Genomic DNA, 24,923 nt, shown 5'->3' on the forward strand with positions numbered 1-24,923 from the left:
GGGCATAACCTCTGCCATTAAATTATAAAAAGGAAAAATACCATGCCTCCAATGACTCATAACTACATGTTAGGACTTGCGGTATTGCTGATTTCCTTTGGTATTACCTTTTATTTACCGATTGCTTATTTCTGGTTCAAAGTTCGCCAGCAGCGTAAGCAAAATAAGTAGTGGGGATGGTGCTGCTGTATAAAACTCGAGCATTCATCGACAAAACTTAATTTTGCTTACACAAATTAAGCGTATAGTAAGACATCTCAGCCAAGCTGAATGTCTCATAAAAGATATAAAGCAACGTAGAGAGAATTGATATGTCTATCCTAAGTTGGGACGATTTCGAAGATGATTCGCAAAAACCGGCTGCACCTGAACAGCAGCCTGCGCCCGTCAAGCCGCAAAAAGCGACTAATTCACAGATGGTATCTGATGCAGGCAACGCATCGCCGGATGTGGCAGCTGCACAACCCCTTAGAGCCACTCAAAACCGAGGATCAAATCCAACCGATTCGCTGGCAAGAGCATCTGCTTCCCTAGAGCAACTTGATGTTGCTCCAGGCCTTGAAGAGCTTGAAATGGGTGCGCAACGCGTACAGGTTGATGACAAGGCGATGATCAACTGTCGTGCTGACTTGAACCAGCTTGTTCCATTCAAATACGAATGGGCTTGGCAGAAGTATCTGGACGGATGTGCAAACCACTGGATGCCGCAAGAAGTCAACATGAACCACGACATCGCGCTGTGGAAGTCTGAAAATGGCTTGACTGAAGATGAACGTACCATCGTAATGCGTTCACTTGGTTTCTTCTCGACTGCCGATTCACTGGTAGCAAATAACTTGGTGTTGGCGATTTATCGTCATATTACCAACCCTGAATGCCGTCAGTACATCTTGCGTCAGGCGTTTGAAGAAGCGATTCACACGCATGCTTACCAATACTGTATCGAGTCGTTAGGCATGGATGAAGGCGAAGTCTTCAACATGTACCGCGAAGTACCAAGTGTTGCACGTAAAGCGGCGTGGGGCCTGAAATATACCCAGTCTTTAAGTGATCCTACTTTCAAAACTGGTACACCTGAAAATGACCAGATCCTGCTTCGCAACCTGATCGCATTCTACTGTGTCCTTGAAGGTATCTTCTTCTATTGCGGTTTCAGCCAGATCCTGTCGATGGGCCGTCGTAACAAGATGAATGGTGTTGCAGAGCAGTTCCAGTACATTCTGCGTGATGAGTCAATGCACCTGAACTTTGGTATCGATATGATCAACCAGATCAAGATCGAAAACCCGGGTCTATGGACCACTGAATTCCAGGAAGAAATCATTCAGATGATTCTTGAAGGTACGATGCTGGAAATCGAATATGCACGTGACACTATGCCACGCGGTGTACTCGGCATGAATGCTGGCATGATGGAAGAATACCTGAAGTTTATTGCTAACCGTCGTCTGGCGCAGTTAGGCTTGCCTGAGCAATTTGCTGGTGTGAACAACCCGTTCCAGTGGATGTCAGAGATGATGGACTTGCGTAAAGAGAAGAATTTCTTCGAGACGCGTGTAACAGATTACCAAACTGGTGGTGCGTTAAGCTGGTAATTAGAAGATTAAAAAAATCCCGCTCCTGTAGCGGGATTTTTTTATATACAATTCAGTGTAATTCAATGCATAAAAAAATCTGACCAATCATAGTAATAATCATATAAAAACAGGCATGCAAATATGCTATTATCCATATGAAATTAAAAATAATTTAAAAATTAAACACAAAGAAAGAGGACAAAAATGAAAGGGGTTATTTTAGATTATTCTATCCAGCATAATGCTGGTGTGATTAGTGGGGATGATCAAAATCGCTATAACTTTAAAGGTTCTGACTGGCGTGGTCAGCGTCCCCCGGCAAGCGGAGACAAAGTAGATTTTGCAATTGATACTGAAGGACAAGCGATTGATGTATATCTAGCAATTGGGAATGCAAACAGTACTATTCAAAATTTATCAGTTCACTTAGACAAGATTTCCAATCAAAATCAGTCTGAAGAAAATTTCAATATAGTTGATTGGTTTGTAAAATGTCTAAAAAACTATGCAAATTTCACGGGTCGTGCACGTCGTAAAGAGTTTTGGTTCTTTGCCCTCACCCAATTTATTATATTAATTATTGCTCAAATTCTTGATGCAATACTTGGTTCTGAATTCTTATTTTATGTGCTAACTGTTCTTGCTTTATTTATACCAGCCCTTGCCGTATCTATACGCCGATTACATGATATTGGTAAATCTGGTTGGTGGTATTTAATTGGCTTAGTACCCTTAATTGGATTTATTCTACTGATTATTTGGTTTGCCACTGAAACAAAACAGAATAATAATGAATGGGGACAACCTGCTAAATAAAGCAGACAAAAAAAGGGCGATATCGCCCTTTTTCAATCATCATTTAGCCATATTTTCGGGCAAAATCTTCTTCTGAAGTACATAAATAAATAATAAACTCAATAAATGCGACAATCGCTGGGATAAATGTCCAGCAGAAAATCAGATAGACAATTCCCCAGCCTATACGACCTAAATAAAATTTATGAACACCAAATCCACCTAAGAAAAGTGCAAGCAGTGCCGCAACAATTCGATTTTTTTGTCCAACTTGATTTGTAAAAGGATTAGGAGCTGACAACAAATAAACGTCTTTCGCTTGCCCCTGTCCTAATGTCTCAAAATCTACACGCTGTCCACGTGCTGGCAGAGTCTGACCTCTCCACTCACTACCAATGAATTGATAACGGTTCTGATCATCTCCACTAATAATACCGGTATTATGCTGCACTGAATAATCTAAAATAGACCCTTGCATTATTATCTCTTATTACATGTTATCTACAGGTTAAATTATAAACATAACACTATAAAAAGACACTATATTTCAAGTTATTATTAACGTAGAAAAAGATTTTCAATTTACTTACTTCATATTTATTCTAATCAAATATTAGATAGAAAATGGAGGAACTTTACAAGTTCACCCTCCTCACCCGTGATCAGTCTGCTTATCTCACCGATCGATATTCTAAACGAGTCGAAAGTGCCGAGGAACTATCGAAACGGGTGAATCAGCAAAAGATCTAGTTTTATCTCAAATCCTCTGATCAACTTTTCAAAACTTAAATATTAAAAAATCCCGCTCAGGAAACGGGATTTTGTTTTTTTGAAAATTTAACAGCCCTAAATCATTTCAATTAAAATTCTTTTGTCACACTCAAACCAGCGCTCCAGTTCCGCCCTTCTGCCGGCTCAAAGAAACGGTTATTGCTTTCATTGACAATCACCGAACCAGAATAATCTTTATCAAACAGGTTATCGACACGCGCAAAAGTATTCACCGCCCAATCCTGCATTTTCCAGTGATAACCCACATTGGCGCCAGCAACCGTGTAGCGTGGTGCAGCATCAGAATTCAAGTCATTCACATAAATCTTGTCCGAGTAACGCACATCCAGACCTGCATGTAGACCTTTTTCAGGCTTCCAGCCCAAACTTAAAAATGCCTGATTTTTGGCAATCCCCGGAATATAGTTTCCTGATTCAACTCTCGATACTGCAATACTGCCATTCTGATTTAAAATTTCAGGAATATCTGCATCAAAAGTAGCATCAATATAGCTATAGCTGGCCTGTGCAGTGAGGTCACGCCATAGGTTTTTATTCCAGGAGAGTTCAATACCTTCTCTTAAAGTTTTATCCGCATTACGGAAAGTAGAGCGACCATTGTCATTACCTGCAGAAACAATGTCATCCTGAGTCGTCGTATGGAAAACTGCAACAGTAAAATCACCTAATGTATTGGCAGATTTCAATCCCATCTCATACGTTTCACTTTCTGCTGCTTTTAAACTAAAGCTCCGGTGTTCTGCAGTATTTGCAGGATAAGACATTTCGGTAAAGGTGGGCGTTTCAAAGCCTTGTGCATAACTGGCATAAGTCATCAGCTCAGGTAAAATCTGCCAGCTTAAGGCCATGGATGGTAATAATTTATCATAAGTGGTTTTACCTGAATTATCACCATTCACATCAGTAATATAATGATCTTCTGATTTAAAATGCACATTGCTATAGCGCAGGCCGGCATCTAAAGTCCAATCGGGAGCAAAATGATAAGAAGCTTGCAAATACGGATCTAAATTCCACAGGGTATTATCTTCATCTCGACGCAGTTCGCCTTTGACTCCCAAGCGATCACCTAAAAAGTTTTGATAGCCTTTACGGTCTTCGGTCATGGCATCTACGGCGACACCTGCAATCAGTTTAGTATTTGGTAGAATATCTTTACCCGTCCAGCGTAAATCTGTCCCATAAAAATTACGGTCAAAATCAATGACACCACCGGGATGATTTCGGGCTAGTTGAACTGTATTAGGTTTACAAATATCAGTATTTTCTTCATATGCACACTTTGGAATCGACTGATATTGCGTGACTGCGCGCTGTCCCCAGTAGGCCATGCCATACAGTTCATGCTGGTCATTGATCGGTTTATTCCAGGTCAAACCTGTTTGCAACTGCTCAATTTCTTTACGTGCATTATAAAGAAGGACGTTGGTCGCGACCTGTCGGGGTTTGACCTTCCACTGTTCTCGGGTTAAACCGCCCGGATCATTCGCTGCAATTTTAACGTAGTTATTCATCCAGTTGATTTTAGAACCATCTTCCAGATCCCAAGTCAGCTTGGCATTATGCAGAACTTTATGTGCACCGCTGTGGTCACGGTAACCATTGGTATCAAAATAAGACGAGCTAATGACATAGCTTGGCTCTGAAGCATTCTCTGAACCGCCTTGCAAAACCAGCTTGGTCTGCCCTTTATTCTGGCTCCCTGCAGAATGCCCCAGTTCAATTGAGTCAGCGCCTTGCCCCTCTCGCGTGGTGGTTAAAATCGTCCCCCCGGAAGAGTTGCCATACAGCGAGGAAAATCCACCACCTAAAACCTCAATATGGTCCAGACTGTTCAAATCAATATTCGAGGTTTGTCCCTGCCCATCCGGCATCGTTGCAGGGATTCCATCCACATATAAACGCACACCACGCACACCGAAACTGGAGCGTGCGCCAAAGCCTCGCATCGAAATTTGCAGGTCCTGGGCATAGTTTTCACGATTATTTAACTGTAATCCTGGAACACCTTTTAATGTTTCCGAAAGGTTCACATTCATGCTGTTATCTTGTTCTTGATTCAGATAATACACTGACGCCGGTGTGGTCAATCGCTCCCGATCGGTACGGGTCGCTTGAATGACAATCGTGTCTAACCTTTGGACTTCTTGTGTGTCATTTTCTGCATAAATATTCTGACCTGCGCAAGCAATCAGGCAGGACAAGGTCGATCTCACAAATGGAAGTTTCGGGCTTTGATACATAAATGACAGGCCTTATTTGAAAGTGGTTTAATGCGGCAAATACCTTATCGAGATGGCGTACATCTCATGATTCAATTCATTTTGTTTTAAACATCGATACCAAATAAATGTACTGATTCGATGACATATAGTTCGCTCAATGGATAGAAAAACTTTGAGCTTAAAATTCTGTGTTCGGTAAATTCAGACTTGATTAATCCTTTATCTGAATAGCACTGAAAATCAGCCATATACAAAGAATATTATTTTAATGTGATCTGAATGAAATTGATCTTTCAGCAACAAATCAACATCATTTCTCTGTGTCCTTAAAAATGGATATAGGCATTCAACAATACATAATAAAAAAGCCTGACGAATCAGGCTTCTTCATACTTAATTAGAGATTCAACTATTTATTGTCTGGCAAGGCATAAGCCACCAGAGAGTCACCCATTTTAGTCCCAAAGGAACCATGACCACCCGCCATAATGACCACATACTGCTTTCCATTGGCTTCATAGGTCATTGGTGTAGCCTGGCCACCTGCAGGTAGACGGCCTTTCCACAACTCATCACCGTTGTTCACGTTAATGGCACGGATATAGTTATCTTGAGTTCCGCCCACAAACATCACGTTGCCCGCAGTTGAAATAGGGCCACCCAGCATCGGCACACCCATTTTGAATGGTGGCAATGGAATGCCCGGCATACTGTCACGAATGGTACCGATACGGCGTTTCCAGGCCACTTCATGAGTATTTAAGTCCACACCTGCAACAAAGCCCCAAGACGGCTGTTTACACGGCAATCCAAACGGAGACAGGAACGCACTGATTTCAACGCCATAAGGCACGCCATACATCGGTTGAACGCCGGCTTCTGTACCTGCACCTTTAGCCGTCTTAGGACGGTTCGGATCTTGAGGAATCAGTTTTGATACAAATGGCAGGCCAATCGGGTTGGTCAGTGCAATTTGACGGTCCGGATTCACCGACATACCGCCCCATTCAAACACACCCAGGTTACCCGGGAAGACCAGCGTCCCATTTTCAGAAGGTGGGGTATAAATGCCATCGTAATTCAATTTGTGGAACGCAACACGGCAGACCAACTGGTCGAACATGGTCGCACCCCACATCTGTTTATCGGTCAATTTATCTTGTGGCGCCAGATTAAAATCAGAGAACGGTTGAGTTTTAGAATAGAACTCACCTTTGGTTTGGGGTCCACGTTTCACAGATTGTGGTACCGGTTTCTCGGTAATCGGCACAATCGCTTTACCATTACGACGATCCAGCACAAAAGCATTCCCAGTTTTGGTCAAGACATAAATGGCTGGAACCATATTGCCACTTTTGTCTTTAATCTCGGTCAATGTCGGCTGTGAAGGTACGTCCATATCCCACAAATCATGATGGGTAGTCTGGAAGTTCCATACTAGCTTACCAGTCGTCGCATTCAGGGCCAGCATCGAGTTGGCATAACGCTCGTCCAGTTCAGTACGATGACCACCGTAAATATCCGGTGTACCGACACCCGTTGGTACGTAGACGATATCCAGCTCTGCATCATAGGCTAAAGGTGCCCATGCATTAGGTGAATTATGTACAAATTTTTGACCCGGTGCAGGAATCAAATTCGGATCTTCAGCGCCTGTGTCAAATACCCAAAGCAGTTCACCGGTATTCACGTCATAACCACGGATCACACCCGATGGTTCTTCAGTTGAATAGTTGTCGGTAGTTGAACCCGCAATAATAATGGTGGTGCCGGTTACTACAGGCGGTGAGGTTGGAATATAACCGCCCGGATATGGGAATGGCATATCTTTTTGCAGATCGACTTCGCCATTTTTACCAAAATCAGAACAGACTTTACCGGTGGTCGCATTGACCGCCACTAAACGCCCATCATTGACCGGTAAAATGACTTTTTGTGGACATTCAGCAGAGCTGCTTTTTTTCGCAGCGAGACTGCTTTCAAAACCAGCCGTATTGTTGACATCATAATAAGACACGCCACGACAGGTTAAATGCTGATAGGTATGATCAGCTTTCAGCTTTGGATCATAGGTCCATTTCGCCTTACCTGTTGCCGGATCAAGCGCAGTCAATTTCTGGTGAGTGGTACAGATGTACATGTTGTCGCCCACCTTGATTGGGGTAACCTGATTGGTGGTTTCACCCGAGTCATTTTCAGTCTTGAATTCGCCCGTGTGATATTCCCAAGCCACCTGCAAATCTTTGACATTTTCAGTATTAATCTGCTTTAACGGTGAATACCGTAAACCGGACTGGGTACGACCATAAGCAGGCCAGTCTTCATCTGCCACACCGGGAATTGGCTGGTGAGTTGCAGGCTGCTGGGATTTTAATTCACCGCGAATTTCTTGCGGGTCATTAAATACAGCATAAATCATGACAGCGATGGTAATGGCTAATGAAGCACCCAAGGCAATTTTCGCGGTTTTAGCATGATCAAAGCCACGTGTTACCGCCGGAATAAGCAGCGCTAAACCAAACAGACCTAAAATATCCAAACGCGGCGCAAGTGCAAAGAAATCTGAACCGACTTCCCACAGCCCCCACACCACTGTCGCCAAAACGAATATGGCATAAACAAGGAGTGCAGCACTTTTTCGTTTATACAAGAGAACTGCGGTCGCAATAAAGAGAATACCTGCAATGATGTAGTACCAAGACCCACCCAGCACTGCAAGATAAATCCCTCCAATCAGCAGTCCTATACCGAAAACAGCGGCAATGACCGCTAAAATCGTTTTCAGTACTGAACCTGATGATGAAGTATTCATATTGAACACCTATAAAAGTTTTTTTGAAAGTCCATGCACATGACAGGCATGAGCACCCTTATTGTTAAATTCTGAGTTATAAATACATCAATGTCTTAAGCAGGCATTGCCCATTACTGCAACAAAGCACCTAGAGATTCAATAGTGTATTTGCAACTAAAAACTATATTTTAAAATGACGTATTAAACTTGATTCCGCCCACCCAGACATTTTCACCATCTTTATATGCACCGACGTGACGCACATATTGCACATTCGGGCGAATGGTGAGCCAATTAGTGGCATGTAAGCCATAATAAATTTCTGCATCGATTTCTTGATGACGGTCAGCACTGACATCGTCATTCATGTTGATGCGTGCAATACCAAATGCGATTTCATCTTGAGGGCGTGAATCCATTGCACCCTTATAAACCAGCCCGATATTTTGCATATCACTGACATTATTGGTTTTGGAGTCATGCACTGTCGCATTCACAAAGCCGGTCAAACCACGCGAAGTATCTCCGTGATGTGCAGTCAATTGTTGCTTGGCAACAATCCAGCCCCCATGGTGATGATCGGTTTGATCTGGATTGGAAATGACTTCAGCCTCTGCTGTACTGTAGTAATAACCGGCACGGTATTCACCCGGTAGTTTCTGTTCACCCAGTTTAGGCGCCCAAACCACTTCTGCAGGAAGCATTGCCCCTTTGGAACCATCCGTACTCAGGTTAAATCCTTTACCACGTTCCAGATTCTCAGGGTTGTATTCATAAGCACCGACTTGGGCATAAAATTCAGGGTTAAGGTTATATTTGACTCGTGCAGCCCATTGGCTTACCGGCCAGTTGTACCACTGATCGCCAACCCAATTCCCGACTTGTGAACCGCATAGGGCCAGATTCTGGAAATCGCAGTCAAAACTGTTGAAGTCTTCGCCCTCACCAAAGCGTCCGACTTTCACATCCAGTTTTTGTTCCAGGAATTTTTTCTTGATCCATAAATCAGTCAGACGCCAGGTTTGACCACGGCCCCAGACCTCTTGCACTGAACTCAGATGGTCGTTTAAAGCAGCAGTGCTTTGAGACAGTGACTGACCATTACGCTGGGTGACAGTAATTTGCGCTTCGGTATCTTGCCAGCCTGCAATTTTTGCCAGATCCAGATGTGCCCCAAAAACAAACTGGTCCGCATATTCAGTTCTATGGCTTGAAGATCTTTGCGCATCAATCAAGCTTGCCATTTCACCCGTATAACCAAAACTGAAATCATAGCCCTGATTTTGGAGTGCTGTACGTTGCCCGTTCCAGTCACCGAGCATCCACTGGCTTTCCGAACTGAAAGCAGCTTCAGCATGCACAGTGGTCGTGGTTAAGATGAAAGAGGCACAGCAAAGGTAAACGGCCTTCGATAATGGGGAGAGATACATTGAATGTGATACCTTCATCACAATATGAAGCTTTTTATTATACGCCTGTTGATTTTAAAAAATCGTTACTAATAGATAAAAAGTATGAATAAAATGTTATATTTATTAGTATTATTATATGCTTTTTGTAAATTTAAAATTTATAAGTATCTGTTTATCATCATATTAAATTTAACAACATCAAACCATAGTTCCAAAGAAAAATTTGATATTCATCAGATAGATTTAGCTTTAATTTCTTATAACAGGTTCAGCGATAAGTCAGCGCCATTAATGTTTAATGTTCTTCATTTCAAATCATGCAACGCTACATTTTTTGTTGATTGAATACTGAATCACTATTGCGATAAGGCTTTTAAAAACATGAGAAAATTACTGTCATTCCACTATGATTTTTTAAAAATTAGATTATGCTAAAGTTATTCTGATAAGAAATTACGTCGCTTTAAAACAATAATCTAGCTTAATAGACGAGAACAAGCATGAAAGGTTCAATCCTTGATTTTTCTATTCAACACAATACCGGTTTTATCTCGGGGGATGATAATCAGCGCTATAGCTTTAATGGCGCAGACTGGCGTAGTGAGCGTCCACCTTCACGCGGTGATCGGGTCGATTTTATCGTTAATACCGCGGGTGAAGCCTCTGAGGTTTATTTAGCCTTAAGCAGTTCTATTTATCTGGGAGAAAAAATTTCCACTCAGCTCGGCAAATATTCCAATCTGGATCAGGCCGAGGAAAATTACAGCAGCATTGACTGGTTTGTAAAATGTCTGACCAACTATGCAAACTTTTCCGGCCGTGCACGCCGTAAAGAATTTTGGTTCTTTATGCTGTTTTGTGTAATTTTAGGCATTATTGCTGAGGTCATAGATACAGTTTTAGGCACTAAACCGCTGGTGAATAGCCTGCTTAATCTGGCACTTCTAGTCCCAAGTCTGGCCGTTGGCGCGCGTCGCTTGCATGATGTAGGGCGCTCTGGTTGGTGGCAATTACTGGCGCTTACCGTGATTGGTATACTGGTACTGATCTGGTGGTGGGCAACTGAAACCAGGCAACAAAACAATGAATATGGTGCTCCTGCCAAATAACCGAACCTTACAAATCCCGTCTTGATGCGGGATTTGTTTATCGATTATTTAATGACTAAATATCAGCAAAATCAGACTTTATCCATGCTGCAAGATCAATTAGTGAAATTTCCAGATGCTGTATGGGTGCAAATCTATAAAGATAAAATGCAGCTGATGAATATAGATGGCACGATTACGCATACCCTGCTACCCGATGTGCCCTATGCCCATCCGCGGAGTATTATTGCCGACTTTGATGCAGCCGCGGTGACGCTGAAACGGCTGTTACCATCGTCAATGATGAAGAAACTATCTAGCTCTATAGCACTGCTGCAAATTATGGATCTGCCTGAAGACGGTTTAACCGAAGTTGAAAAGCGCGCGTTACTCGAACTCGGTTATGAAAGTAGCGTGCAAAATGTCATCCTGTTTGACCATGCAGGAAATGCACTGACCAAAGCCAAAGTTCCACCCCAACATCGAATGACGATCATCAACATTTTACTGGTGATCATCATTATGGTGGTGTTGGCATCGACCTGGTTTTTGACGCTTTAAATGTTCGTCCAAGAGCAAAAATTCCGCACGCTGTGGGATTTTTATTGAGATAACCATCTAATAAGAGAATCGATCTGTATAGATGAACCAGCTTATAGACAAAAAAACTCTAAAAATCAGCTCAAATAAAATAAGCAAAAATTAGGGTTTATTTAAAATAATCTAGCAACTGATTAAAGCGGTCTATTTGATATTTAGGCTGTGCCAGTGCTAACTCTTCCTGACTACCATAACCATAATTTACCGCAATAGTATCAATACCATTTTGACGGGCACCAAAAATGTCATGCTCACGGTCACCCACCATCAGGCATTGATCGGCCTGTAATTTTTGCTGCTCTAAAATATACTGAATCAGCTCAGCTTTATTGGTTCGCTCGCCATTCAACTCACTACCATAAATGTCGGTAAAATACTGGGCCAGATCAAAATGTTCCAGAATCTGTTTGGCATACACTGTCGGTTTTGCTGTAGCGACAAACAAGCGATAACCACGGCGTTTCAGTTCTGCCAGCGTTTCTGCTACACCCTCAAAAACATGATTTTCATAGAGACCCTTGACTGCAAAGCGCTCCCGATAACCCATCAAGGCCTGTTCAGCCAGAACATGATCGGCCTCAATATTTAAAATTTTGGCAAGCGAGGCTTTTAAGGGCGGACCAATAATCCAGTCGATATTGATCTCGTCACTAATCGGATGACCGATCTTTTCCAGACCATAGCGTGCAGACGTCGTAATCCCCACTTTCGGATCGGTTAATGTCCCATCCAGATCAATTAAAATATTCTTAATCACCGCCCATCCCCTCTCATTAGTACCGATATAAATTAATATCGAGAGTTCATTCAAATTTGCCTATACTAATGCAATTTTAGTGAATGAAGGACATCATTTTGCGCCCTACCGTACTTTGCTTTTCCGGTTTAGACCCTTCAGGTGGAGCCGGCCTTCAAGCAGATATTGAAGCCATTGGTCAAAGTGGTGCACATGCGGCAATTGCCTGCACAGCCCTCACTATTCAAAATTCACAGCAGGTTTTTGGTTTCGAAGCCACTTCCAGAGAATTGCTGTTGGCACAGGCCAATGCGGTGGTCAATGACCTGCCCATTCGTTGCGTAAAATCTGGCATGTTAGGCACCACAGACAATATCGCAGCACTGGCCGAGTTTCTGGCTGCACATCCAGATTATCTGTATGTGCTGGATCCGGTTTTGGTCGCGAATAGTGGCGGTTCGCTGGGTAATCAAGAAACGCTGGTCAAAGCATTTACCCAGTTGATTCCATTAGCCGCTATCTTAACGCCGAACACGGTTGAACTACGCGCCCTGACGGGTGAGCAAGACCTCAAACTGGCCACTCAAAAATTATTTGAAATGGGTGCACAGGCAGTTTTGGTCAAAGGTGGCCATGAAGATACGCCAGATTACATTCAGAACAGCCTATATATCGCAGGTGAGCTGGTCAACGAAACTCGCTGTCCACGTCTGCCAGGTGAATATCATGGTTCAGGCTGTTCACTGGCCAGTTTCATTGCCGGACGTCTGGCCATGGGTGATCAGTTGAAAACTGCGGTACAGCATGCTGAAACCTGGTTATTTGGGGTATTAAAAAATGCTGAAATTCCTGTTCCAAATGGCCAGAGAATTCCAAAGCGTTTTTAAGATCACACTTCTTAAAATCAAAACTAAAAAAGCCTGAGTCATTCAGGCTTTTTTATCACTGCTATTTTTTAAACAATACTATTTGGCCTGATAAATGATTTTGCTTACATAGGTCGGTAAATTCCAAGCACCACCGGCGAAGCCTTTGCATTGTACGGTCAGACCACTGAAGCTTTTGACAAATTTCTTGCCATTCCAGGCCCATTCGTTCTGACTCAGACAATCGCCCAAACCACGCACTTTATGCCCGGAAAATATCTGGCCTTGGTTAAATGTTTCTCCCGAGGTCGTCACCAACTGTTTAAATTGCTTGTTTCGATCCATCAGCCAGAAGCCACTACCCATATTATAAGCCCCACGCCAGCATGGAATCTGAATCAGTTGATTCTGGGCATTAATGGGATAAATGGTCATAACACCATCATCCAGAAAACGCTGGCTAAACAGCAAATCACATTGATCTTCCTTGGTGGTGGCTTGCAGTTTTCGAATCATCTGCTGACTTGTTGCCGTATTCAGTTTTGCTTGAGTGACTTTGCCTGACTGATATTTTGGTATCTGAATTTTCGGTATCGCTGCAGCTTTGAGCACCGCCTGATTGGATTTTTTCCCCGGCCTGATCAAGGCTGAGGGCGTAGAAAGTCGACGCTGAAATTCATCCATCTTGAGTAAAACGGCACTGGCACCGGAAGTCGACAGGTTCCAGCGTGATTGCGTATTCTTAAATACAACCGGAGCTGTTCCCTGTACAGCTTTTAGCAAGGCTCGCGTTTGATCAGTACTGAGTTGCCCTATTCCCTCCCGATTCAGACCAATCACACCATAAGGTGTGCTGGCAATTTGTAGCTGAAGCTGTCGTGTAGGTGTGGCAGCAGCTAAGGGTAAAATCTGGACTTGGGCTTTGATACTACTGTTTGCACCCGCAGCACGCTCTAGTAGCACCGAAACCGGCTGATCAATATCTTGATCCGATTGATAACCGGCAGCGCGGCAGGTGCCGGTATTATCACAGGCAATTTCCCAGTCTTTATGTGAAAAATGCAGTCCCTGCATGGCCGCTAGACTTAATGAGCTGATACTGGCTAGACCAAATGTGATACTCATGATTTTGATGCTGTAGATCCATTTTTGTTTCATCATTTAGTCCTTATTTAAAATGCTTGCCGAGGTGGCTGGCTGCATCTGCTCAATCTGCTTCTGTTTATCTTTTTTCTTACGCTCGTTGCTCAAAGTCGCCATTAAATCCTGTGCCAAAGCCTTAAGCAGAATCATATCTTCGGCCTGCATCTGTCTCGGTTGTTTATCCAGCAGACATAGACTCCCAAGCGCAATTCCATTTTTATCTTTTAAAGGCACACCAGCATAGAAACGGATATGATGCTGTCTTAATTCTGACAGATGTGGAAAGCGCGGGTCACGCTGCAAGTCTTCTATCACCAAAGGCTCATTCTGATAGAGCAAATGGGTGCAGACTGAATCCTTGCACATTTGTCGGGTTGCAACAGGCTCCTGAGTAAAAGGACTGATTGGAATATACATTTCATGCTGATTCAGCCAGGAAATTTGTGCGTAATCAACGTCAAAGGCTTGACGGGCTTCTTCAATATATTGTTTATAAAGGGTCTGATGACGATGATCCAATAACCCCAATTCATTTAAAGCCTGCTGCCGTTCTTTTTCATTCTTGATCTCCAGATTCTCAAACCAGCTTTCCCCTTCATTCAAGGTATAAGTTTCGATAGTCAGAATCAGATCATCGACATTATTGACCAGTGCCTCCAGCTCAAAACGTTGTTGCAGTTCATCCAGAAGCTCCAGCTGCATCACGCTCCAAGTCGCAAAAATGATTTTCAGTTCAGGATATTGCTGTGCCAATCGATATTTCAGCAACCGGATCTGTGCCGCAGGCGCATGATGAAAAATAGACACACATAAAATCTTGATCGAAGCTGGTAATACAATACCCTTTCCTGATTCACTCGATTGAATCAGCACATCCAGATCATTTCGGGCAGCAATATTTTTGAGATTTAGGGCATGCGCCAACATGGCAGAAATCTGGGTGTCAATTTCCCAACGCGCACCAACACAATAAACTTCGGGCTGCTCGGCACTCATCTTACTCGGATAGGCTTTTTGAAACGCATGATTAAAGAACTGCAAGCCCTGATAAAGACGCAACCGGTGTTCGGCAGTAACATCAGTATCATGCCCTTGAGAATAAATCCGAATGGCTGGAATGGCTACTTCGCCATAGAACATCTGTACACGACGGGCCACTTCCTCTGCACTGGGCTTTTTCGGTAATTGCGCACAGATGTAATCATTGGCTACCCGCATTGCATCATTGACTTCATCAGCCACCAGTCGCTGGTAAAAGCGTTCGGAGGGTGACAATACTGGCGTACTGCCAAGCAAGGTTTTGACAAAACCCAGTGCCGGTACATAATTGGACAAAACCAGCAGGCAGGCAGTCAAAGGCGTCGACAAGATCAGCCCTACCGGTCCCCAGAGGGTGGTCCAGAACGTAGCAGCCAGAATAATTGCCAAGGTAGACAGGCCGGTACTTTCCCCATAGAGCCACGGTTCAATCACGTTATTGCTGATCAGTTCCAGCACCAGAATCAAGCCCACAGTCCAGAGCACCATGTCCCAGCCCGGATCAACGGCGAAAGCCAGCGTAATCGGGAAAATAGCTGAAACGATCGGACCAACATAGGGCACAAAACGCATAACCACCGCGACCAGTCCCCACATGATCGCTGCTGGCACACCAATCAATAACAGCCCAATCGCCATGGGAATACCATAAGTAACATTGACCAGCAGCTGCATGCGCAAATAGGTTCCGATACTTTTGGCGGCATCATCCAGCGCATCGGTGCCGATATTCAGATTACCGCCCAAGAGTTTCAGAAAGCGGTCATGCAGATCTTTGCCATTGAATAAAATCAATACCATAAACAGAAACACAATCCCGATAATCGCCAGCGGATTCAGGATTTTATTCAACCAGTCCAGCGCAGCCTCTTCACTCGTTGGTTCCAGGCCCACCACTTTGACATTCTGCACATTCGGGTCTTCTGTTTCCTGTTCGGGGGTGTCTATCGAATTTTCTACCGTGTCAAAGGTCTGGATCGCACCATCCCACATACTCGGTCCCTGACGATAGTTTTCGAGCATTTTCAGTTTCTGCTGGATGGTGTCCTGATATTGCGGCAGTTCCTGACTCAACTTGCCGAGTTGCACTCCCAGATAAGTTGCAGTGCCGCCCAGAAATGACAAGGTCAGGCACATGACCAGGCCAATCGCCGCCCATTGGGGACAGCCCCAGCGCTTTAAGCGAGAAACCAGAGGAGAAAGTAAAAATGCCAGCAGAATGGCCAGAGCCAGCGGAATAAAAATATCACGACCAAAATACAACGCCGTCATGACCACAGCAGCAATTACAAAGCCTGCCATCATTCTGAGTGCATGTTGGGTGCGCTGCCGCTCGGACTGATCCGGCATCAATACTTCAGTCTGTTGTTGCAGGTTGGCCTGTCTTGGTTTTACTTGACTGTTCTTGTTGTTATCCACCTGAAAAGTCCTAAAATATTATTCCTTCAACATAATTTAGGACTTTCTATATTTTTGTTACAAAGGTATTCCTGTAATCATTTGCAAAGATATTTCACTTAAATCTTTTCAGGTGAGTGGATTAACTCACACTTTTGATCCGGCGCATTTTCCGGGTTTCGAGTTGCACAGGAACTGAAGTATGTTGATGCAGCAATTGCCATTTGCCCTGCTGCTTGCTCAGGCACATGCTGACCCGACACCAGCCCAACTGGAAAATCGGTTCAATCACCGCATAATTCACCCGGACATAACCATCGACTACAGCCAGATCAGAAGTGACATGAATATTAATATCTTGGCGTTCGATGCGTATTCCTTCCGGCATAAAGCTTCGATATTGTTGCCAGAGTGCCTGATAGGCTTCAACACCTTTGACTTCCATACTGACATCGACCAGACGAATCTCCGGTCGGCATAATTGAACAATATCCTGAATATCGAGTCTGGCTATGGCATTGTCCCACTCCTGAAGAAATGCCATGACTTCCCGAGCCAATTGTTCATCCCCAAAAATCTGCATCAAATTTTCCTCAACCGGACAAGTCAGACCTGAAATAGGAATTCAATCAACTCACCGGATTTCTGATCTTTTGTTCTTATTATTTTGCCTGTGCTAAAGCGTTATTCTCGCTTTGCTCTTCCCACTGCCTGATTCGGTTCAGCTCACCTGAAGATTATTTTTTTAAATTATTTTTATTTCAATCAGGATGAATATGCCGTTTCTAGATTGGATGATTCAAAAATCAGCAGCGATTAAAAGTTACTTTAGAACTTTTATCGCATGCCTGTAAATGACATAAAGCGTCATTTAAAAATAGAAATAATTTTAGATCTGAATAAGATAGCGAGCTGTTACAGCCCAAGTCGATCTGTTTATAAATTTCGTATGGCATTGATAAAGTTTTAAGGCATTTGATCCATGTCATATCAACAGATAAAAGCCATCATTCAAATAATGGCTTTACGATAAGTCTGCTTTGGCATTTCAATGATTTCGACACAAAGCTGTATTTTTAATTCAGGCTGTGGCGCAATATATTGCTGCATGACGTCGAGCACCAATTCGGAAATCGCCTGACGAACTTCGACACTGCGCCCGCTCAACAGTGAAACTTTGGCATGCACATAGGCCTGATCTGTAACAAGATTCAGTCCAATCACATAATCCTGCTGCATAATCGCACGACTTTTTAAATCATTGGGATCGGTGACATAGCCGGCGTTAAAAAGTGCCTGATGGCTCGCGACCAATAAGGATTTGATCTCGATATGTTGCAGATTATCAGAATATTCCAGATGCAGGTGCGGCATTAAAGGGATCTCAAATCGAAACGTGAGGATCAGAGCGGCAGGAAAATGATCAGCCCCGAATTTCAGCAATAATGAGAATAATACGATAGATCAACCGTATTATTCTCTCGTCAGAATTTTAGTCCAGGGCTAAGTTTAAGCTTTCTTCACATATTCGGATTTCAGTTTCATCGGGCCGATTCCCTCGATTTTACAATCAATATCATGCCCATCTGCAGCATCAGGCAACAAACGGATACTTTTGACTTTGGTGCCCACTTTCACCACTGAAGATGAACCTTTGATTTTCAGGTCTTTAATCACCGTGACGCTATCACCATCTGCCAGCACATTGCCATTGGCATCCTTAATGATCACTTGTTCTTCAGTGACTTCACCTTCTTTCCACTCATGTGCGCATTCAGGACAGATCAATAGATCGCCATCTGCATAGGTATATTCAGATTGACATTTTGGACAGTTTGGCAGACCCATAAGAACCTCGAAAAAAAGAGAAAAATAAAATAAATGAAACAAATAAGCGCACAGTATAGCATCTTTGTCTGGAGCACTCATGGATAGGACATGAGGATGCAACCAACACAGGAGATCGAAGGAATTAATTGTCTGAAATCTGCGGATTAACCAGCAAAGACAGGAGTTGCAGTGATTCTTGCCAACTCAAATGACACACCGCGGGCGGCACCACATCCGGATAACCCACCTGAATAATATGCAAACCGGTACCGATTGAGACTTTTTCAAAGATGATCGTCACCTCTATTTCCCCCTGCAGGTCGGGGGTAGAAAACTGATCGGTATAGCGCAGCAGCTGATTGGGAATGACCTCATGATAAATGCCGTGAAAATGATGCTGGGTCCCGGTAGAAAAATTGGTAAAGGTGGTTTTATAGCTGCCGCCGGGTTTAACTTCCGCATGTTCTACTTTGGCAATAAAGCCATGTGGTGCCAGCCATTTGGCCAGTGCATCCGGATGCACAAAGGCACGATACACCCGCTCCGGTGGTGCGCTGAACACACGATGCATTTTTAAGGTGTAACTCATTTTTTCTTGTCCTTTGTTGTTATTATTTTTTTATTGCAGGATATTCCCTGCATTTGTTGTGGCTAAATTATCAGCCTGAGTTAAGTACTCATCTGAGTTATTTTATCCAGTTTTGAGCTGGCTATATATAATGAGTATGTATCTATACTTAAGCTCAAATCTTCGTATAGCAATTAAATAGAGCAATAAAAAAACCCGGCAGCACCGGGTCTCTTATTTTAAATGCTTTAAATACAAGCATGCTCAGCTACTACGCAGGCTGCTCTCTTCGTCATCCAGCTCATCATCATAGACATAGGCCATGCAACCCCAGCCATCATATTCGCCCTGAAATTGTGCCGCGATTTTGCTGAACCATTGTTCCAGATCCACGATATCTTCGTAGGCAGGCTCCATATACACATAAATCGTGATGATCCATTCCAAGGTATCGCTTTCTTCGTCCTGAAACAGGCTGATTTTTTGCTCTTCTTTTAATAGATGCAAGGCACAACGATCCGCCTGCGCTTCATCCGCAAAGGCAATCGAAAATTCAATTTCATGTGCTTCTTGCAAGTCGTCGCCATCCTGATGCATTTGCCACAGTACATTGCCATTTTCATCGTCAGGGAATTGATTGTAATCACGTGACATAGAAGTATCCTTATTATGATGCTGTTTTATTCTGCATTTAAGATTAGCTGATTTTTGTACAATTATCGAGATACAGACAAAAAATATTATCTTTTAACCATAAATAAACATATGATTTTTATAAATATAAAAATAAGTAAGGGGATCAATATATTCAAGATTCCTCAAGGCCAAAAATCCTGAAAAATATCAGGATTTAAACCAACTTATGGTATTCAGAATACTCTGGTAAAAATCTTCTAGACCTATGATATGAATGTCATGATTTACGCGATGTGTGGATGCAGATGATCCTGTTCCAATTGCAAAACCAGCGCAGCAAACTTGAGCTCCTCTAAACGCAGATTGAGATAGGATTCTTGAATCATCGCCTGACTCAGTGCCTGCCCGGTATAATTCAGCAAGACATAATCATCCTTTAAGGCTTGCAGCATCTCGCCCAGATTTTCTGTGCTTAATTGAGAGAGATATAAATCTGCCTTACAGTTGAAAGCCAGACTAAGGATTTCAATAGTACTTCGACGGCGATTGTCGTCGACATAATTACAGCTCGCAACCTGCTGTGTTTCTATGGCCTGCTGAATTCTGTCACGGACATTGCGTAAATGCCGAACCGCATCCGTTTCGCTATAACCCTCAATCAGCTGCTGTAAAACCTGTGTTTCAGAAAGTTGCAAGCCGAAGCGTTTGACCTGTATTTTATGCTCTAAAGCACTTAGCACTGCCTGCAAACGATGCTGTTGTTTGGCTTGCTCATAATAGCCCTGTAAACTTTGTCGAGCCTGCTGTTCAACTTCAATTAATGCTTGCGCCTGAAACTGGGCAAGATAATCTTTTACTCTTGCGATATAGGCTTTGAGATCATCAATCATGATCGAAGCATCCAGCTTGGTCGCTTCAACAAAGTTTTCAGCCTGCAAAGTCCGGTTAATAATATATTGCTCGATATCCCAGATATCCTGATATTTTTTATATTTATTCAGCGCAATGTTTAAACTGCCATTCTGTACCCGTAATTGGGTGATTTCATAATTCAATTCATCGACTTGAGTTTCATAATCTGCCAATTTGCTGCGTGAATGATCCAGGTTTTCCTGTAAAAACTGGATATTGCTGCGTAATGAAGCCTCTACCTTTAAGCTCCATAGCAATGCACATATTAAAATACTCGCGAGAACGAAGAGAGCCATACTGAGCATCGTTCTTTCCTTTAACCCCGGGCAGCGCCCTAAACCATCAAATTAAAAATTTATTATAAAGTCATGATTAATTTTGCATCACTTCGGCCAGATAAGCAAAGCCATTGATCACCACTAAGTCATTCATTCATTTTATTTTTCTACAAAATTTTTATGTGAAAGTCATGTAGGACAGACTGCTTTCCGGCTCAAATCAAATCTATTCTGAAACAACTTACGATATTTTTTATATCAAAGGATATAATTTGAAAGTTTAAAAATAATGAAAGGAAAATTAAAAAACCATAAAAATAAAGGCATCAGGCCTATAGTGGGAGATAAAAGAATAAAAATTCTCTAGGCTCATCATCAAGAGATAAACCGAACATTAAAAATTTATGTGCGGTAGTGACAACCGATCAGGCAATGGATCAGTAGAAAATTTCATTTGAACATGCTTGTAAAGCTACTCATCTCCAAGCTACTATCGAAATAAATTCTCACACTTTTTATTCGGGTTGCCCAGTTTAAGAGCTTGATCCTGATCATATTTATGAGATTAAAAAGCATGTGTCCGGTTGAATCTAACTATTAAGCAGAATCAAATTAGAACGGTATGGCTGCCTTAATTTCGACCGTGACACCACTCAAAGGCTGGATAAAAGCCAGATAACTGGCATGCAAGGCCATACGATTTAAAGGACTGCGCTGGGGTTCAGGATGATAAATTTTATCGCCAGTAATGGGATGACCCAGATACAGCATATGTACTCGCAACTGATGAGAACGGCCTGTGATGGGCGTGAGTAAAACCCGACTAATGTCTTGCTGGGGCAAATATTCTATTGCCTGATATAAGGTTTTGGCAGTTTTGCCCAGTTCATAATGCACCATCTGACGCGGACGGTTTTCCCAGTCGGTCATCAAAGGCACTTCGACGCTGCCCTGACCTTCAAGTTTGCCTTGTACCAGTGCGACATAATTTTTATGCACGGTACGTGCCTGAAACATTTTACTCACCGCAACTTCTGCATCACGGTGTTTGGCAAACATCAAAATACCTGAAGTGGCCATATCCAGACGATGGGTGATTTTAGCCTGCGGATACTGGTCCAGAACCCGCAAATAAGCACTGTCATGATGTTCAGCTAAACGCCCGGGAACCGACAATAATCCGGCCGGCTTTTCAATCACCACCAGATCATCATCTTCATAAACAATATGCAACGGTTCTTGCGGTGGGCAATAGACAAAGTCGGGGTTGATGGGCATTTTAGGAATACAGCATCTGGAACAATGCGCGCAAAATAACAAGCGGCTTCTAGGCTGTCAATTACCGTGCTTGACCAGCTCAGCTTAATCTGCCAGATAATAATCGACCGTCGAGACCACGCGTACTTTTTTCAAATACGGCGTATTGCTGTCGCGATCTTCAATACTAAACAGCCCCTGATTGGCGGACTTGATTTTGCCCAGACTGCTTTTTGAATCTGCAGCAAATTTTTCCGCTACACTGCGCGCATTTTCGGTGGCCTGTTCAATCATCGCAGGCTTGATGTCATTCAGCTTAGTAAATAAATATTCCGTTCTTTGTCCGGAATCATCTCCGGCAAAGGCAATGCCTTTTCTGCCCAAGGCCACCAGACGACTTTGTGCCGCACGCACTGCATCTATTTTGTGGGTATAGACGGTGATGGTCTGGCTGGCGGTGTAACGTAGCGCGACATTGGCATCCCCGCCATATTGCTGCGCGTATTTATCGGTGATACTCGGTGAAGCACTGGTAATCTCTTCCGCGCTAAATCCTTCATTTTTTAAGAAGGTCTGAATTTCCTGGGTATTGGTTTGCATGGTATCGTACAACTCGGCCAGATCCTGACTGCCGGCATTAAAGCGGATTGGCCATACCGCCACATCGGCTTTGACTTCGCGTTCCGACAAGCCTTTGACCGAAACTATACGTTCATACTGTTTAATTTTCAGCGCGCTATTGCCGAGAATCCATCCTGCAATAATCATTCCCAAGCCGATCAAGGCACCTAAAATCAGGGCCGGTTTGAATTGATTCATCCTTCAACTCCTTTGAAATCTTTTTTCGTTCTTATTGATCCTGCCACGCTATCAAGTAGCGATAAAATGATATTAATCCAATCTTATTTTTATCACTTGAAAATTCAATCACAACATCGCACTTAGCTTTGATTCATCAGATAGATTGCAATTAACGGCGTCAGGTTAAATAGCAGAATCCCAATTTTATAGAGCGCCATACCCGAATAATGAATCATATCGAAACTGGTATCTGACAGCCGAAACCATTTTCCATGCACCTGCTTCATCCAGTTTCGGGCAAAGACATAGACCACGAACCAGATCATGAGAATGACATAATTGATGAGTATGCAAAACAGTAAAAAACGACACCAGATATCGAGATTCATGAGGATTCCCCTAGGGGGCAGCTGATGTTTTTAAAATAACAGATCGTGTTGAGAAATGAAGAGCTTATTTGTATCTTGCGTAGATGGATATTTTTCTTAAATTTATGATTTATATTTATTTTAATTTTTTATTCTGCGTATATTACTAGAGAATTTTTTAGGGTGTTGGGAAAACTCGCAATGGTTTACTTCAACTATCATTCTTTGTAAGACCTGATCTTATAGCCTATAAACTTTTGGTCTATAGCGTCCTAAGCCGGATCGAGACCTTTTGGGTTCGTACTGCACTCGCGTTTTGCGCCGCTCACAGCATGCTACTCTTTCCGATCCCATCACACCCTTGAAAGCTATATTAGGCAAAGATGGACGGGATTAATTTCCTATGTTTTTTTAATTTCGATTAAATCTGAAAATTTATTTCACTATTAACCCAAATATAGAGAAATAAATTCCATTTTTTATTTTTTACGCTTTTTTATTCGCCAAAATGAGACTTTATTGCAATTTATATTCAGGTCAGGATTGCTGTTTTATTGAAAGAATGTTCCCTGAATCCATTGCGCACTAAACCACCATGCACTGATCGCTGACATCCCGCACAGAAGATTGGCTAAGACCTTGTTGAGCCTGGTTAGCTCAGAACTATAAATTTTCAGGTTAAGCAGGTAAGCGATCACAGCGTAAAACGAGCCAATCGCGCCCCCGAAAAGAATCAAGATGAGCGGCCATGCGGAATAGAAATGGGCTTTTTTATCTAATTTTCCTGACTCTGGTGCGTGCTGTTGAATATCCATAGGTGATAGCCCTCTTTTTAATATATGCACTTGCACTATTTCTAGGCAGGTATTTACTCTTTAGAAAATATTTGCCTTCTAGGACTTTCACTGAAGCAAGAAGCAGACCAGTTTTATCGTACAAAGAGCAGTCGGGTATGATGATTGATATAGGCATTTAGTCCATCGCCATATTGAGCGAGCTGTTTCATGTTTTCGACATGCTGATAACCGGCACTGCTATAGCTATAAGTGTAAACTTTCGAGGTTTTCTTGAATTGAACGCGAATAAACTCGTTACCAATCTCGTAATTGGCAACACCTGAGTCGTGATTAAGATCAAGATAATGTTGCAATTGAGCTGCCCTAAATACTTTGAATCTAGAGTTTTAGATGGGGTTTTATTGATTATTTTTCAATCAATCTTAAACTATAAATAGGGATGTTTAAATAGCAAAAAGCCCTATCGAGTAATAGGGCTTTCATTCAAAACAGAGGGTAACTGTTTGAGTTGTTTTGCTTAGGCATTCTTATTGTTAAATTGATTGCCTTGGCATTTGGTACACGGTGGTAAACGATCAGTACCAATTTCTAAGTAGGTGCGGTGTCCGCATTGAACACAAAAATAGAAGCCTGTTCCGGGTTTTTCGCCAGCAGTAACCATCTTTGTTCTCCATGGTTTTAGAAATGGTCTGACTAGTATAACCCTCTGGTAATGAATGTCTATTGTCCATTTTTGTAAATGATAGTGTCGTTTGGGCAAAGTAGTATTTCTAATTATTATTTAGTAACTCATTAATTAAGTGATAATTTATTATTTTTTTCAAGTTAAGTAGTTTAATAACATTGAGATAAGTGATGCATAAGGCCAAGTATAGCGCAGTGCGTTAATACAAAATTATCACCATAGCCATATGAAATTTTGGTGGTGTTTCAAAAAGTATGCTGGCATTAAACGAATCCATTATTGATATAAAAGAACACTAAATCAAAGGCTTTGAAATGATTTTCAAGC

Annotated in this window: 25 protein-coding genes and 1 pseudogene; 7 read left to right on the forward strand and 19 right to left on the reverse strand. The window is 42.5% G+C overall.

The features are described from left to right. Positions 1–42: 42 nt before the first annotated feature. From NI469_RS15875 to NI469_RS08730, 3 genes are all read left to right on the forward strand, one after another. Positions 43–171, forward strand: coding sequence for a hypothetical protein (locus NI469_RS15875; protein WP_276534087.1), 129 nt, complete (start codon positions 43–45; stop codon positions 169–171). 140 nt (positions 172–311) lie between these two features. Next, positions 312–1,595 carry a ribonucleotide-diphosphate reductase subunit beta gene (locus NI469_RS08725; RefSeq protein WP_253174869.1) on the forward strand — a complete coding sequence of 428 codons (1,284 nt, stop codon included), beginning with the start codon at positions 312–314 and terminating at the stop codon, positions 1,593–1,595. Positions 1,596–1,781: 186 nt separating this feature from the next. Continuing rightward, positions 1,782–2,393 carry a DUF805 domain-containing protein gene (locus tag NI469_RS08730; protein WP_005247911.1) on the forward strand — a complete coding sequence of 204 codons (612 nt, stop codon included), beginning with the start codon at positions 1,782–1,784 and terminating at the stop codon, positions 2,391–2,393. 43 nt (positions 2,394–2,436) lie between these two features. Here NI469_RS08730 and NI469_RS08735 read toward each other — a convergent pair whose 3' ends face one another. After that, positions 2,437–2,850 carry a TM2 domain-containing protein gene (locus tag NI469_RS08735; protein WP_005247913.1) on the reverse strand — a complete coding sequence of 138 codons (414 nt, stop codon included), beginning with the start codon at positions 2,848–2,850 and terminating at the stop codon, positions 2,437–2,439. 146 nt (positions 2,851–2,996) lie between these two features. Here NI469_RS08735 and NI469_RS08740 point away from each other — a divergent pair. Beyond that, positions 2,997–3,122, forward strand: a pseudogene (locus tag NI469_RS08740) (arsenical resistance protein ArsH); the annotation flags it as partial. A 110-nt stretch (positions 3,123–3,232) separates the two neighbouring features. Here the strand turns inward: NI469_RS08740 and NI469_RS08745 are convergent. The 3 genes from NI469_RS08745 to NI469_RS08755 all read right to left on the reverse strand — a co-directional run bounded on the left by NI469_RS08745 (position 3,233) and on the right by NI469_RS08755 (position 9,613). Further along, a complete protein-coding gene (locus NI469_RS08745) occupies positions 3,233–5,407 on the reverse strand; it encodes a TonB-dependent receptor (protein ID WP_253174871.1) in 2,175 nt (724 codons plus the stop codon). 391 nt (positions 5,408–5,798) lie between these two features. Next, complete coding sequence (locus tag NI469_RS08750; protein WP_253174873.1) at positions 5,799–8,201, reverse strand: glucose/quinate/shikimate family membrane-bound PQQ-dependent dehydrogenase; 2,403 nt, start codon at positions 8,199–8,201, stop codon at positions 5,799–5,801. A gap of 170 nt (positions 8,202–8,371) precedes the next feature. Further along, positions 8,372–9,613, reverse strand: a complete 1,242-nt coding sequence (locus tag NI469_RS08755; RefSeq protein ID WP_253174875.1) for a carbohydrate porin — start codon at positions 9,611–9,613, stop codon at positions 8,372–8,374. 482 nt (positions 9,614–10,095) lie between these two features. On the opposite strand from NI469_RS08755, the gene NI469_RS08760 reads away from it, so the two are divergent. Together NI469_RS08760 and NI469_RS08765 are read left to right on the forward strand one after the other, a co-directional pair. Next, on the forward strand, positions 10,096–10,704 hold the full coding sequence (locus tag NI469_RS08760) for a DUF805 domain-containing protein (protein ID WP_253174876.1): 609 nt from the start codon (positions 10,096–10,098) through the stop codon (positions 10,702–10,704). Between the two features lie 24 nt (positions 10,705–10,728). Then, complete coding sequence (locus tag NI469_RS08765) at positions 10,729–11,244, forward strand: hypothetical protein (protein ID WP_338149852.1); 516 nt, start codon at positions 10,729–10,731, stop codon at positions 11,242–11,244. 148 nt (positions 11,245–11,392) lie between these two features. Here the strand turns inward: NI469_RS08765 and NI469_RS08770 are convergent, their stop codons facing one another. Continuing rightward, complete coding sequence (locus NI469_RS08770) at positions 11,393–12,040, reverse strand: HAD-IA family hydrolase (protein WP_253174878.1); 648 nt, start codon at positions 12,038–12,040, stop codon at positions 11,393–11,395. Between the two features lie 98 nt (positions 12,041–12,138). Here NI469_RS08770 and NI469_RS08775 point away from each other — a divergent pair, with 98 nt between their 5' ends. Continuing rightward, a complete protein-coding gene (locus NI469_RS08775; RefSeq protein ID WP_253174895.1) occupies positions 12,139–12,906 on the forward strand; it encodes a hydroxymethylpyrimidine/phosphomethylpyrimidine kinase in 768 nt (255 codons plus the stop codon). A 78-nt stretch (positions 12,907–12,984) separates the two neighbouring features. Here NI469_RS08775 and NI469_RS08780 read toward each other — a convergent pair whose 3' ends face one another. From NI469_RS08780 to NI469_RS08845, 14 genes are all read right to left on the reverse strand, one after another. After that, on the reverse strand, positions 12,985–14,043 hold the full coding sequence (locus NI469_RS08780) for a DUF1176 domain-containing protein (protein ID WP_253174880.1): 1,059 nt from the start codon (positions 14,041–14,043) through the stop codon (positions 12,985–12,987). Between the two features lie 3 nt (positions 14,044–14,046). Next, positions 14,047–16,485 carry an AI-2E family transporter gene (locus tag NI469_RS08785; RefSeq protein WP_253174882.1) on the reverse strand — a complete coding sequence of 813 codons (2,439 nt, stop codon included), beginning with the start codon at positions 16,483–16,485 and terminating at the stop codon, positions 14,047–14,049. 121 nt (positions 16,486–16,606) lie between these two features. Beyond that, a complete protein-coding gene (locus NI469_RS08790) occupies positions 16,607–17,047 on the reverse strand; it encodes a YybH family protein (protein WP_253174884.1) in 441 nt (146 codons plus the stop codon). A gap of 428 nt (positions 17,048–17,475) precedes the next feature. Further along, positions 17,476–17,838 carry a 5-carboxymethyl-2-hydroxymuconate Delta-isomerase gene (locus tag NI469_RS08795; protein WP_253148093.1) on the reverse strand — a complete coding sequence of 121 codons (363 nt, stop codon included), beginning with the start codon at positions 17,836–17,838 and terminating at the stop codon, positions 17,476–17,478. Between the two features lie 135 nt (positions 17,839–17,973). Further along, positions 17,974–18,312, reverse strand: a complete 339-nt coding sequence (locus NI469_RS08800; RefSeq protein ID WP_004645911.1) for a zinc ribbon domain-containing protein YjdM — start codon at positions 18,310–18,312, stop codon at positions 17,974–17,976. Positions 18,313–18,436: 124 nt separating this feature from the next. Further along, positions 18,437–18,883, reverse strand: coding sequence for an SRPBCC domain-containing protein (locus NI469_RS08805; RefSeq protein ID WP_004732106.1), 447 nt, complete (start codon positions 18,881–18,883; stop codon positions 18,437–18,439). A gap of 243 nt (positions 18,884–19,126) precedes the next feature. Beyond that, positions 19,127–19,516: a ribonuclease E inhibitor RraB gene (locus tag NI469_RS08810; RefSeq protein WP_004281735.1), complete on the reverse strand. Its 390-nt coding sequence runs from the start codon at positions 19,514–19,516 to the stop codon at positions 19,127–19,129. Positions 19,517–19,782: 266 nt separating this feature from the next. Then, a complete protein-coding gene (locus tag NI469_RS08815; protein ID WP_253174887.1) occupies positions 19,783–20,715 on the reverse strand; it encodes an SNIPE associated domain-containing protein in 933 nt (310 codons plus the stop codon). Positions 20,716–21,300: 585 nt separating this feature from the next. Further along, positions 21,301–21,966, reverse strand: coding sequence for an RluA family pseudouridine synthase (locus tag NI469_RS08820; RefSeq protein ID WP_253174889.1), 666 nt, complete (start codon positions 21,964–21,966; stop codon positions 21,301–21,303). Positions 21,967–22,050: 84 nt separating this feature from the next. Next, entirely contained in the window at positions 22,051–22,764 is a 714-nt protein-coding gene (locus tag NI469_RS08825) for an SIMPL domain-containing protein (RefSeq protein ID WP_005106159.1), read from the reverse strand. Positions 22,765–22,886: 122 nt separating this feature from the next. Then, positions 22,887–23,135: a DUF6868 family protein gene (locus tag NI469_RS08830; RefSeq protein WP_253174891.1), complete on the reverse strand. Its 249-nt coding sequence runs from the start codon at positions 23,133–23,135 to the stop codon at positions 22,887–22,889. A gap of 530 nt (positions 23,136–23,665) precedes the next feature. After that, a complete protein-coding gene (locus NI469_RS08835; protein WP_004281730.1) occupies positions 23,666–23,929 on the reverse strand; it encodes a hypothetical protein in 264 nt (87 codons plus the stop codon). A 113-nt stretch (positions 23,930–24,042) separates the two neighbouring features. Next, complete coding sequence (locus tag NI469_RS08840; RefSeq protein WP_253174893.1) at positions 24,043–24,264, reverse strand: hypothetical protein; 222 nt, start codon at positions 24,262–24,264, stop codon at positions 24,043–24,045. Positions 24,265–24,428: 164 nt separating this feature from the next. Beyond that, positions 24,429–24,572, reverse strand: a complete 144-nt coding sequence (locus tag NI469_RS08845; RefSeq protein ID WP_004645925.1) for a zinc ribbon-containing protein — start codon at positions 24,570–24,572, stop codon at positions 24,429–24,431. Between the last annotated feature and the right edge of the window lie 351 nt (positions 24,573–24,923).

This window comes from Acinetobacter lwoffii (genome assembly GCF_024129735.1).
GTDB classification, from domain to species: domain Bacteria; phylum Pseudomonadota; class Gammaproteobacteria; order Pseudomonadales; family Moraxellaceae; genus Acinetobacter; species Acinetobacter lwoffii_H.

Excerpts from the sequence above, each read along its gene's own strand:
- NI469_RS15875 (WP_276534087.1), top strand. The coding sequence starts at position 43 with ATGCCTCCAATGACTCATAACTACATGTTAGGACTTGCGGTATTGCTG.
- NI469_RS08725 (WP_253174869.1), top strand. The coding sequence starts at position 312 with ATGTCTATCCTAAGTTGGGACGATTTCGAAGATGATTCGCAAAAACCG.
- NI469_RS08730 (WP_005247911.1), top strand. The coding sequence starts at position 1,782 with ATGAAAGGGGTTATTTTAGATTATTCTATCCAGCATAATGCTGGTGTG.
- NI469_RS08735 (WP_005247913.1), bottom strand. The coding sequence starts at position 2,850 with ATGCAAGGGTCTATTTTAGATTATTCAGTGCAGCATAATACCGGTATT.
- NI469_RS08745 (WP_253174871.1), bottom strand. The coding sequence starts at position 5,407 with ATGTATCAAAGCCCGAAACTTCCATTTGTGAGATCGACCTTGTCCTGC.
- NI469_RS08750 (WP_253174873.1), bottom strand. The coding sequence starts at position 8,201 with ATGAATACTTCATCATCAGGTTCAGTACTGAAAACGATTTTAGCGGTC.
- NI469_RS08755 (WP_253174875.1), bottom strand. The coding sequence starts at position 9,613 with ATGTATCTCTCCCCATTATCGAAGGCCGTTTACCTTTGCTGTGCCTCT.
- NI469_RS08760 (WP_253174876.1), top strand. The coding sequence starts at position 10,096 with ATGAAAGGTTCAATCCTTGATTTTTCTATTCAACACAATACCGGTTTT.
- NI469_RS08765 (WP_338149852.1), top strand. The coding sequence starts at position 10,729 with ATGCGGGATTTGTTTATCGATTATTTAATGACTAAATATCAGCAAAAT.
- NI469_RS08780 (WP_253174880.1), bottom strand. The coding sequence starts at position 14,043 with ATGAAACAAAAATGGATCTACAGCATCAAAATCATGAGTATCACATTT.
- NI469_RS08790 (WP_253174884.1), bottom strand. The coding sequence starts at position 17,047 with ATGCAGATTTTTGGGGATGAACAATTGGCTCGGGAAGTCATGGCATTT.
- NI469_RS08795 (WP_253148093.1), bottom strand. The coding sequence starts at position 17,838 with ATGCCGCACCTGCATCTGGAATATTCTGATAATCTGCAACATATCGAG.
- NI469_RS08800 (WP_004645911.1), bottom strand. The coding sequence starts at position 18,312 with ATGGGTCTGCCAAACTGTCCAAAATGTCAATCTGAATATACCTATGCA.
- NI469_RS08805 (WP_004732106.1), bottom strand. The coding sequence starts at position 18,883 with ATGAGTTACACCTTAAAAATGCATCGTGTGTTCAGCGCACCACCGGAG.
- NI469_RS08810 (WP_004281735.1), bottom strand. The coding sequence starts at position 19,516 with ATGTCACGTGATTACAATCAATTCCCTGACGATGAAAATGGCAATGTA.
- NI469_RS08815 (WP_253174887.1), bottom strand. The coding sequence starts at position 20,715 with ATGCTCAGTATGGCTCTCTTCGTTCTCGCGAGTATTTTAATATGTGCA.
- NI469_RS08820 (WP_253174889.1), bottom strand. The coding sequence starts at position 21,966 with ATGCCCATCAACCCCGACTTTGTCTATTGCCCACCGCAAGAACCGTTG.
- NI469_RS08825 (WP_005106159.1), bottom strand. The coding sequence starts at position 22,764 with ATGAATCAATTCAAACCGGCCCTGATTTTAGGTGCCTTGATCGGCTTG.
- NI469_RS08830 (WP_253174891.1), bottom strand. The coding sequence starts at position 23,135 with ATGAATCTCGATATCTGGTGTCGTTTTTTACTGTTTTGCATACTCATC.
- NI469_RS08835 (WP_004281730.1), bottom strand. The coding sequence starts at position 23,929 with ATGGATATTCAACAGCACGCACCAGAGTCAGGAAAATTAGATAAAAAA.
- NI469_RS08845 (WP_004645925.1), bottom strand. The coding sequence starts at position 24,572 with ATGGTTACTGCTGGCGAAAAACCCGGAACAGGCTTCTATTTTTGTGTT.